9 protein-coding genes and 1 pseudogene are annotated in these 10,364 nt (G+C 40.4%); all 10 read left to right on the forward strand.

Translation table 11 applies throughout. The annotated features are described in order from the left end of the window. The first annotated feature begins 251 nt into the window (after positions 1-251). Positions 252-1,013, forward strand: a complete 762-nt coding sequence (locus BM210_RS32520; RefSeq protein ID WP_091176837.1) for an IclR family transcriptional regulator — start codon at positions 252-254, stop codon at positions 1,011-1,013. Positions 1,014-1,488: 475 nt separating this feature from the next. Then, positions 1,489-2,913, forward strand: a complete 1,425-nt coding sequence (locus BM210_RS32525; protein ID WP_091176838.1) for an aspartate ammonia-lyase — start codon at positions 1,489-1,491, stop codon at positions 2,911-2,913. A gap of 42 nt (positions 2,914-2,955) precedes the next feature. Further along, the gene (locus BM210_RS32530) at positions 2,956-4,065 is read left to right on the forward strand and encodes a mandelate racemase/muconate lactonizing enzyme family protein (protein WP_091176839.1); all 1,110 of its coding nucleotides are present in this window, start codon (positions 2,956-2,958) and stop codon (positions 4,063-4,065) included. Between the two features lie 35 nt (positions 4,066-4,100). Continuing rightward, the gene (locus BM210_RS32535; protein WP_091176840.1) at positions 4,101-5,630 is read left to right on the forward strand and encodes an aldehyde dehydrogenase family protein; all 1,530 of its coding nucleotides are present in this window, start codon (positions 4,101-4,103) and stop codon (positions 5,628-5,630) included. A gap of 22 nt (positions 5,631-5,652) precedes the next feature. Then, positions 5,653-6,765, forward strand: a complete 1,113-nt coding sequence (locus BM210_RS32540) for a Zn-dependent alcohol dehydrogenase (RefSeq protein ID WP_091176841.1) — start codon at positions 5,653-5,655, stop codon at positions 6,763-6,765. Positions 6,766-6,806: 41 nt separating this feature from the next. After that, the gene (locus BM210_RS32545) at positions 6,807-7,601 is read left to right on the forward strand and encodes an ABC transporter substrate-binding protein (RefSeq protein ID WP_091176842.1); all 795 of its coding nucleotides are present in this window, start codon (positions 6,807-6,809) and stop codon (positions 7,599-7,601) included. A 30-nt stretch (positions 7,602-7,631) separates the two neighbouring features. Then, a complete protein-coding gene (locus BM210_RS32550) occupies positions 7,632-8,297 on the forward strand; it encodes an amino acid ABC transporter permease (RefSeq protein ID WP_091176843.1) in 666 nt (221 codons plus the stop codon). Further along, positions 8,275-9,030, forward strand: a complete 756-nt coding sequence (locus tag BM210_RS32555; protein WP_091176844.1) for an amino acid ABC transporter ATP-binding protein — start codon at positions 8,275-8,277, stop codon at positions 9,028-9,030. The genes BM210_RS32550 and BM210_RS32555 overlap by 23 nt, the downstream gene beginning before the upstream one ends. 116 nt (positions 9,031-9,146) lie before the next feature. Then, positions 9,147-9,854, forward strand: coding sequence for an SDR family NAD(P)-dependent oxidoreductase (locus BM210_RS32560; protein ID WP_091176845.1), 708 nt, complete (start codon positions 9,147-9,149; stop codon positions 9,852-9,854). Positions 9,855-10,148: 294 nt separating this feature from the next. Continuing rightward, positions 10,149-10,364 (forward strand): annotated as a pseudogene (locus BM210_RS32565) (IS110 family transposase); the annotation flags it as partial.

The raw sequence follows: 10,364 nt of genomic DNA on the forward strand, positions 1-10,364 counted from the left end.
AAAGAAGGTGTACAGTGTAGCGAAGTAGCCATGTTTTCAGCAGTCAAATATCTTACCTTTATTTATTCTAAAATTACTGATATAATTCATCTCAATATATGGGACTCACATCATAATTTGAGTTAATAATGGTTAAAGAAGTAATATCGATTAAACTTTCTTTTAGGGTGAACATGCCTTTATTGAAGTGGTGTGAGCAAATATGGTGATGCTAGGCTGCTCAAATATTACACGTACAAGGTGGATGTAATATGTCGGATTCAGGATTATTGCTTAAAGCGTTTACTTTGCTTCATTTGTTGAAGCCTCGTGGTGGTTATACGGAATGGGGAGCTGCCGAGTTATCAAGACAAGCCGGGTATAACCCGGGTACAACGCATCGTATCTTGCAGGATATGTTAAAAACAGGATTCGTTCATCAAAATCCTAAAACAAAAAAGTTTCACCTCGGCTCAGCATTTATAGAGTTTGGTTTTTTGGCTCGGTCATTGTTCTCAATTCGTGAAATATCTCGGCCAATCATGGAAGGGTTAGCTATCAAAACTCAGGAATCGATTTATTTGAATGTCATTCCCAATGATGAAGAAGCATTATTAATTGATTCAATCGATAGTACGAATCAGTTGAGAATAGTTGAACCGGTAGGACTTCTTTTGCCTCTTCATATTGGTGCAACAAGAAGGGTTATTCTTGCTAATATGGAGTTAGAGCAGCAAGAAAGGTATATAAAAAAATCGAATTTACAATTGAGAACACCAAAAACGATCGTAAAGGAATCTGACTTAAGAGCTGAACTCAGTAAAATAAAACAACAAGGCTACGCTATTAGTTTTGGGGAAACTACATTAGGAACAGCGGGAATAGCAGTAGCGCTTTTTGGTATAGATGGTGTAGAAGGCTCATTGGGTATTGCGACTCCTCATATACGTCTCACAGAGGATGTTATTCCAGTATATGCCAAGCTCTTAACTGAAGCTGCAGATACCATAAGCAATGCTCTATGTGGTAGATAGCTGATCCCACAAAAAGCGTTTCCCGTTTACTACGTTTTCCTTAGCTCTACTAAAACCGTTTTATCCGTGTAGCGTTCATTCGCTCAAATTGTACTGTGACCCGTAAGATGGACACTTTGAAAAAAGTGACCTTCTTGCGGGTCATTGTGTTTTCATCTAATTATGCCTTAATGGAAACGCTTTTTGGTCATATGAAGGATGAACTTGAACGCAAAATATGTGATACATTTCAATAACTTCTAGATATAGTAAATGACTGCTTAGCGTATTTCAATTCAGGAATAGACCATTGGTCATTAAAAGCTCAAATGGAGACAAATCCCATTTTCATTTTGACAGTGTATCGATAATTAATTGTGATTTTTATATTGATATATTAACAATTCATGTTATAATAATCTCATATTACAAGATTCATCTTGTTATATGAGATTATAAATAACGGTATTTTTGAAATCACAGGGAGGAAGTTAACATGAGGAGGAGACAAGAAAAGGATTCTCTAGGGGAGTTGTCTATAAACGACAATTTATACTATGGAATTCAAACAGAAAGAGCTAGGTTGAATTTTCCCGTATCTGGCAGGACAGTTGAAGTTTTTCCTAAGATGATTTGGGCAATCACAGCTGTAAAAAAAGCGGCTGCATTAGCAAACAAAGAAATTGGTGCTTTAGAGGATGAAATTTCCATAGCGATCTGTTCGGCTGCTGACGAGATTATGAATGGACAATTCAAAGAGCAGTTTCCGATAGATATATACCATGGAGGTGGTGGCACTTCATTTAATATGAATGTAAATGAAGTTATAGCCAATAGAGCAAACGAAATATTAACCGGATATAAAGGTTATAACAAGGTCCATCCCAATTCGCATGTTAATATGGGGCAATCAACTAATGATGTGATTCCAAGCGCTCTCCATATTGCATGTTACTTCTGTTTGCAGGATCTATTACCTTCCTTAGTGAGATTATCTGAGACTCTTGAAAGTAAAATGAATGAGTTTCAACATGTCGTTAAGCTCGCAAGAACATGTCTTCAAGATGCGGTCCCGATTACGCTCGGCCAACAATTCAGTGGTTATGCCCATTTTGTAAAACGGCAAATCATCGAGCTTGAAAATTTGAAGTCGGACTGCTTGCTGTTGACCATTGGCGCTACTGCTGTTGGAACACAGCTTGGAACTTCTCCCGGGTACCTTGAAAAGGTGTATCAACACTTATCTTCAATAATGGGGGTTACGGTTCAGAAAACCGAAAACTTTTTTGACGGACTTCAAAATGCAGATGTGTATGTTAAGATATCGTCTGTATTAAAGGGCATAGCTACAGGAATGTCGAAGATTGCCAGCGATCTTAGAATTTTATCATCGGGGCCGAGAGCAGGTTTAGGTGAAATGGTTCTACCTGCGGTACAGCCGGGCTCCTCCATCATGCCTGGGAAAGTTAATCCGGTCATACCTGAAATGGTCATGCAGATTTGTTTTCAAATCTATGGAAATGATCTAGCGGTCACAATGGCGGCGGACAGAGGGGAATTGGATTTAAACGTATGGGAAATGCTTATCATGAAAAACTTAATAGAGTCTTGCGAGCTTTTAACCAATGGAATTGATTTGTTTAATAACAAATGTATCGTTGGTTTACAAGCGAACATCGATGTATGTAAAAAGCAAGCGGATTCATCTTTATCTATATCGATGGTGCTCGAATCTATCGTAGGCTATGAAACAGCCAATAAGTTGGCGCAGGAAGCGTTTGAGAATAATATGACTATCAAAGAAATTGCTATCTTCAAAAAGATCTTATCGCAAGAAGAGGCAGAGGTATTGCTAGATCCTTTAACTCTAACAGATTCCTTAAAAAGCAGCAGGCTTCTGGAAAGCTTTAAAATTAGTTGAATCCTAAGCAAATATACATAAAAAAGAGGAGCATGTAACCCTATGAAAATAACTTCGATTGAAACCAAACATTATGTACTTCCGCTCGATCCCCCGTTTAAAGCATCCTGGGATCCGAATCCAAGAACCAAATTCTCCCAGACCGTTGTATTTGTCCATACAGATGAAGGTATTACTGGGATTGGCTCAAGTGATTTGAAAATGGGCTTTGAAGGCTACGAGCATCTGTTTATTGGCCAGGATCCATTTGCTATTGAACGCCACTCACAGGTTTTGGATAATATTGATTTCCACTCTGGTCGTCCATGGCCTATCGATTTGGCACTATGGGATATTATGGGCAAGGCAACAGGGCTTCCTGTGTACAAGCTACTAGGCGCCAGGACGAATAAGCTGCTTGCATACGCTTCCACCGGTGAAATTATTTCTCCCGAGGAACGTGCAGAGCGTGCGCTAGCATTCATTGATCAAGGATTCAAAGCAATGAAAATTCGTTTCCATCATGATAATCCAAAGGATGATATCAAAGTAGTCGAGGCAGTGAGAAGAGCCGTTGGCGATAAGCTGGAGATCATGGTCGATGCGAACCAAGGCTGGAAAATGCCCGCTGATACAGACGGTACATGGGACTTGAAGATGGCTTATCAGGTTGCTAAAGAACTGGAAGAATTGAATGTGTATTGGCTGGAGGAGCCCTTGCCTTCCCATCAGTTTGAAATGATGGCCAAGCTGCGCGATATGGTTGGAATCCGGATTGCAGGTGGAGAAATGAATCGGAACTGGTATGACTACAGAGAGATGAACCGCATCCAAGCACTTGATGTGTATCAGCCTGATGTCGTGCTGTCTGGTGGCATCACACAAATTAAAAAGGTAGCGGAGATGGTTCAGGGCAGTGGAGCTTGGTTCAGTCCGCATACATGGACAAACGGAATAGGTATGCTTGCGAACCTGCATCTTGCAGTAGCGATTAGTCATTGTCCCTATGTTGAATTCCCGTATGATCCTCCGATTTGGTCCAACAACAGACGTGATTTCGTGCAATCCGAACAATTAATGATTGACTCCGATGGTTATTTGACAGCACCTGAGAAGCCTGGACTCGGTATTGAATTAGATGAGGCTGCCCTTAAACAGTATGAAGTCAAATAATTTTATAAAAAATCAGTTTAGACAGGACGGTGTATATGTTGAATACAGCCAAGCAATATGAGTTGTTTGATGGCATTGAACAACCTGATCTGGCATGGGCGCAAGAATGGTTGAAAAACCGCAAGAAATTATATATTAATGGGGAATGGGTGGATAGTACAAGCGAACAATTCATCGTTTCCGTTAACCCGGCTAACGGTACTATTAACGGTACGTATCAAGCGGCTACCGAGGTGGATGTCGATAAGGCCGTTCAAGCGGCACGTGATGCCTTTGATCATGGGCCATGGCGTTCTATAAGTAGAAAGGAACGGGCAAGTATTCTAAGGCGAATAGCTGATTTGGTAAGGACGCATCGCGCACAACTAGCTACTTTGGAGTCGTTAGATAATGGAAAACTGTATAAAGAAGCATATAACGATGATATTCCAGAAGTGATCGAGTTTTTCGAGTATTACGCCGGATGGACGGATAAGTATTATGGTGAGAACAATCCAGTAGATGGAGATTTTGTAAGCATTACGACTAGAGATCCGATTGGCGTTTGTGGACAGATACTGCCTTTTAACTATCCACTTTCCATGGCAGCCTGGAAGCTTTCACCTGCACTATCTATGGGTAATACTTGTATTGTTAAACCTTCTAGCATAACGTCCTTTTCAACCATTCGTTTATTTGAAATTATCGATGAAGCCAAAATTTTACCTGCGGGTGTTATCAATTTAGTGTTGGGTGAAGGAGAAACGGGTTCCTTTATTAGTCGGCATAAAAATATTGATAAAATCTCTTTTACAGGAAGTACGCGTATTGGAAAACAGCTTGTTCACGACTCTGCGGATTCGAATCTTAAGTCTGTAACCCTGGAGCTAGGGGGAAAATCACCGAATATTTTATTCAGCGATGCACCAGATTTGGATGCGGCAATTGAAAGATCCTTCTACGGCCTGTTTACGCACAAAGGAGAAAAATGCTCCTCACCTACACGATTGTTTGCACAGCGAGACATTTATGATGAAGTGGTGAGCAAAATTGCAGCGTACGCCAATCGTTATAAATGCGGAGATCCCTTCGATCCCAAGAGCGATCAAGGTGCTCAAGTTTCAGAGAGCCATATGAAATCCATACTGAACTACATTGAGATTGGAAAGAAAGAGGGGGCACGTGTAGTTGCAGGGGGAGGTCGTGATAGAACGGGAACCAATGAAGACGGCTACTTTGTCTATCCAACGATTTTTGCCGATGTGGACAACAAGATGACGATCGCACAGGAAGAAATTTTTGGACCCGTGCTGTGTATCATTCCATTTGACACGGAAGAAGAAGTCATACGAATGGCCAATGATACGATGTATGGTCTTGCAGCCGGCTTGTGGACTAACGATGTGTCTCGTTCCTATCGTGTTGCAAAAAAGCTCGATGCGGGTATGGTCTTCGTCAATAAATACGGATGCTACGATTTAGCTAGTCCATTTGGAGGATTAAAGCAGAGCGGGTGGGGCAAGGAATTTGCTATCCATTCACTGGCCTCCTATACAAAAGTTAAAGCTATCTGGGTTGCACATTAATGTTCTAAGGAGAGTGACTGCAATGAAAATAAGAGCTGCTGTAATGGTCGGTGTCGGCAAACCACTAGAAATTCAAACTATAGAATTAGCTGAGCCAAAAGCGAATGAGGTTTTGGTTAAAATCAAGGCTACGGGTGTGTGTCATAGTGATCTCAATTCTTTGAATGATGCGACAACCCCAGCTCCATCCATACTTGGTCATGAGGGAGCTGGAATCGTTGAAGCGGTCGGTTCTAGTGTTAGAAGTGTAAAGCCTGGGGACAGAGTGGCATTAAGCTGGGTACCTTATTGCGGTATCTGCGAATATTGCATAACGGGTGCGGTCTATCTATGCGAAGCTGCATTTGGACCATCATTTTCCGGTACATTACTTGATGGAACCACTCGTTTAAGCAAAGACGGCAAGCCGATTTTTCACAATTCCTTAGTATCCACCTTTGCCGAGTATACAGTTGTACCGGAAATGTCGTGCGTCAAGCTTCCCGATGAGATTCCATTTGCTCAAGGCTCATTGATCGGCTGCGGAGTTGCAACCGGTTTCGGTGCTGCAGTGAATGCAGCCAAGGTTACACCGGGTTCAACCGTCGCAGTATTTGGGATTGGGGGCGTAGGAGTCAATGCCATTCAAGGAGCCCGAATCTCAGGAGCTTCCAAGATTATTGCCTGCGATGTTAAGCCGGCAAATCTGGAGATTGCCAAGAAATTCGGAGCAACCCATACCCTAAATGTAGCGGAAGTGGATGTTGTGGAAGCATTGAAAGAGCTAACGGGTGGTTTCGGAGTCCAATTTGCAATCGATTGCACAGGACATACAAGCGCGACTGAGAATGCTTGGAAAGGAACAAGAAAAGGTGGTTCCGTAATTGTAATTGGGGCTTTTAAACCAACCATGCAAATAACGCTGCCAGCAGGAGGTTTCCACCGTGTCAATAAATCATTGAGGGGAAGCTATTACGGCGACACTCAGCCATTTCGCGATTTTCCGATCATTGCCAATTTGTATCTGGATGGAAAATTTATGCTGGATGAACTTATTCTTGAGCGTATTTCACTTGAGGAAATTAATAAAGCTTTCAATGCGTTTGGAGATTGTAACTGTAATAATGTAGGAAGACAAGTAATCGAGTTCAAATAAAGGCAGTCCCACATTCAAAAAAATAGTGAGGTGTATATGTAATGATAAAAAACGTTAAAATATCTATACTTGTTTTGACTTGTGCTATTCTCTTGGTGTTGAATGGCTGCGCTCAAAATAAAGCTAATCCGGAAGTGCAAGCTGCGGCTCCTAAGCAAACGCTTACAGTTGGCTCAACTCCGACAGGCCCTCCATTTACATTTTTAAATCCTGCAACAAACCAAATTGAAGGGATAATGGTTGATGTTGCCCAGCAAATCGGTAAAAAATTAAATGCTGATATTAAAATTGAAGGTATACAATTCGCCTCATTAATTCCTTCTTTACAAGGTAAAAAAGTCGATTTAATCGCTGCGAGCATGTTTATTACAGAAGAGAGAAAACAAGCTATTGATTTTTCTGATCCCGTTCTTTATCTAGGAGAAGGCTTGATTGTGCGAGAAGGAGATAATCAAACCAAAACCTTAGAGCAACTAAAGGATAAGGTAGTTGGAGTTCAAATTGGTGGAGCTTATCATGAAATGATGGAAAAGAACGGGAACTATAAAGAGCTTAAGACTTACAAAGCAGTAGGAGATATGTTGACTGATTTAGATAATAAGCGCTTAGATGCCGTTATTGCCGATCAGCCACTGCTTGTTTACTTAAAGAATCAGAATCCGAAATACAAAATTCAAGTTGTTGATGAATATAAGCCGCAGATTACTGGGCCATTAGGCTTAGGTGTTGCTAAAGACAATCCCGAATTATTGAAAAAAGTAAACGAAGTCATCAAAGAACTGCAGTCTAATGGAACATTGAAAGAGATTGAGAAGAAGTGGGGAGTTAGCAAGTAAAATAACAGTAAGTCAGGGGAGATAGACAGCATGCTTTTAGACTTGCAAAAATTTTTGCCCATATTGTTGCAAGGTGCTTTAACTACCATTGAAATTACTATCATAGCATTAGTTATTGGAATATTGCTTGGTTTATTTATCGGACTAGGGAGGATTTCCAAAAATAAATTAATAAGTTCAATTTGTCGTTTTTATATTAGCGTACTTCGTGGAACTCCTCTTTTAGTCCAATTAATGTATATTTATTTTGCTTTACCCGAGATAGGAATTTCGCTTAGCCCACTTGAAGCAGCTATTGTAGGATTGGCATTAAATGAGAGCGCTTATATGGCTGAGAACTTTCGAGCAGGGATCCAATCTGTGCCCAAAGGTCAGATGGAAGCATCCAAAGCAATTGGAATGAGCTATTCATTGGCGATGAGAAGAATTATTTTACCTCAGGCAGTACGCAATATATTGCCTACCATTGGTAATTCTGCGGTACTTTTATTAAAAAGCTCCTCCTTAGCAGGTGTAATAACTGTAGGCGAATTGATGCATAAAGGGGAACTATTAGCCGCCTCCACATTTAAAAATCTAGAAATTTTCACGATGGTCGGAGTATTGTATTGGCTTCTTCATTATCCATTGGCTGCGCTTGTTAATTACATGGAGAAGAGGGGTGATTACAACAATGTTAGCAGCAAAAGACATTAAAAAAAGCTTTGGAATTAATGAAGTATTAAAAGGGGTCTCCCTGACTATTAAAAAAGGTGAAGTGGTAGTTATAGTAGGTCCCAGCGGTAGTGGAAAAAGTACTTTTTTGCGAACGTTGAATATGCTTGAATCCGTTACCTCTGGAGATATTTTATTGGATGAAAAGTCTGTTTTGTATCGGGATGGTAAAGGTAGACGAGCAAGAAGTAAAAAAGAAATAAGTAGATATCAAAGTGAAATCGGAATGGTATTTCAAAACTTTAATTTATTTCCACATAAAACCGTCTTGGAAAATATTATTGAGGGCCCTGTGCAGGTTAGAAAAATAGCTAAAGCAGAGGCCATCAGCTATGCCGAAGAATTACTCAATAAAGTCGGTTTGTATGAGAAGAAGCACCAACACCCCAGCGCATTGTCTGGGGGGCAGCAGCAGAGAGTGGCTATTGCGAGAGCATTGGCAATGAAGCCCAGAATCATCTTATTTGATGAACCGACATCGGCACTTGATCCAGAGCTGGTCGGTGAAGTTTTAACAGTTATCAGGGATTTGGCAAATGCAGGTTTAACAATGGTTATTGTTACCCATGAAATGAGCTTCGCCAAAGAGATAGGGGATAAAATCGTTTTTATGGATGATGGTTTAATTGTGCAGGAAGCTCATCCTACTGTGTTTTTTGATAATAACGATAACCCCCGCATTCAAAGATTTTTACAAAAAATAAATCCGCAATAAGTTTGAATTGAGCTAGACATGTAAGTAAGAATGGTTTGTAAGGGGAATTGCCATAGGTCACTTCCCCTTGATAGGTATTACAACTAACCACTCAGAGATAAAAGGGAAGTGATAGGGTGACTGAGAACGTATTAATTACAGGTGCTGGCAGAGGGCTTGGATTTGAACTATCAAAAATATTCCACGAAAACCAATATAGAGTATTTCCTCTTGTCCGAAATCAAAGCTCAGCTAATAAATTATCACATGACTTAAAAGGCTGCTATCCAATTGTTGCTGATGTCTCGTTCGATGAGTCGATTAGTTTGATTAAATCTTATTTGCAAAGCCGTACCCATAGCATTGATATTATAATTAATTGTGCAGGTATATCAGGACAGGAAACCAAATTTAATCATGTAACCACGGATGAAATGAAAGAATTATTTAATGTTCATTGCTTGGGTGTATTAAGAACAGTTCAAGCAGCATATGACTTATTGCAAAACTCTGCAAATCCTAGAGTCATTAATATTTCCTCAAGGCTTGGTTCTTTAGGAAAAGTGTCATCCGGAGATTTTACAGAAGGAGAGTTCTCCTATGCATATCGAGTTGCTAAAGCAGCACAAAATATGCTTACCGTTTGTATGGATCAAGAAATGAAGAGCATGGGAATCCATATCAGTGCGATCCATCCGGGTGAAATTAAAACGACTATGGGATCTGGCGATGCTGATCTTACGCCTGAAGAGGCGGCAAATCAATTATTTTTTTGGATTAAAAAAACCTCGTACAATAATTCAGGAACATTTACAGACCCTTTTAAAGGGAAGTTACCTTGGTAAATGAACTTGGACAGATTGACCAACCGCAGCCGTTTACCTTAAAAGTCGCGTAAATCTCGGCTTTTTTTACATTCCCTACAGATTAACAAAATAATATTTTTTCGACGTCTCGCTCAGCTACCATGAAAGAACGGATTACCTTTCATCTACTGTAGTGCAGCTCAAGGGGGTTAAATGGATGGCTAAACATTCCTGTTAAGGCTAAGAAATGGCCTTTGTCAAAAAAGGAGCGCCTCGGTATGATGGGTTTGTCCCGGGTTTAAAACCCAACACCATCAAGGAGGCACTCTTAATATGAAGTTTAAACAATCAGAAGTACAAAATCAACGAATTGAACGAATTACCACATCTCATCTTGTTGTAGGTATCGATATGGCTAAGGAAATTCATGTCGCACAAGCTACGAATTTCCGTGGAATCGTGCTTTCGAATCGACACCTCTCATTTAGTAACACCGTAGAAGGCTTTGAAAGGCTGCAACGTTGGATAGAAGGACTTCAGGAAAAGAAC

This window comes from Paenibacillus sp. 1_12 (assembly GCF_900114475.1).
GTDB lineage: Bacteria > Bacillota > Bacilli > Paenibacillales > NBRC-103111 > Paenibacillus_S.

Bases quoted from the DNA above. Each gene is read 5' to 3' on its own strand.
- BM210_RS32520 (WP_091176837.1), top strand. From the start codon at position 252: ATGTCGGATTCAGGATTATTGCTTAAAGCGTTTACTTTGCTTCATTTG.
- BM210_RS32525 (WP_091176838.1), top strand. From the start codon at position 1,489: ATGAGGAGGAGACAAGAAAAGGATTCTCTAGGGGAGTTGTCTATAAAC.
- BM210_RS32530 (WP_091176839.1), top strand. From the start codon at position 2,956: ATGAAAATAACTTCGATTGAAACCAAACATTATGTACTTCCGCTCGAT.
- BM210_RS32535 (WP_091176840.1), top strand. From the start codon at position 4,101: ATGTTGAATACAGCCAAGCAATATGAGTTGTTTGATGGCATTGAACAA.
- BM210_RS32540 (WP_091176841.1), top strand. From the start codon at position 5,653: ATGAAAATAAGAGCTGCTGTAATGGTCGGTGTCGGCAAACCACTAGAA.
- BM210_RS32545 (WP_091176842.1), top strand. From the start codon at position 6,807: ATGATAAAAAACGTTAAAATATCTATACTTGTTTTGACTTGTGCTATT.
- BM210_RS32550 (WP_091176843.1), top strand. From the start codon at position 7,632: ATGCTTTTAGACTTGCAAAAATTTTTGCCCATATTGTTGCAAGGTGCT.
- BM210_RS32555 (WP_091176844.1), top strand. From the start codon at position 8,275: ATGTTAGCAGCAAAAGACATTAAAAAAAGCTTTGGAATTAATGAAGTA.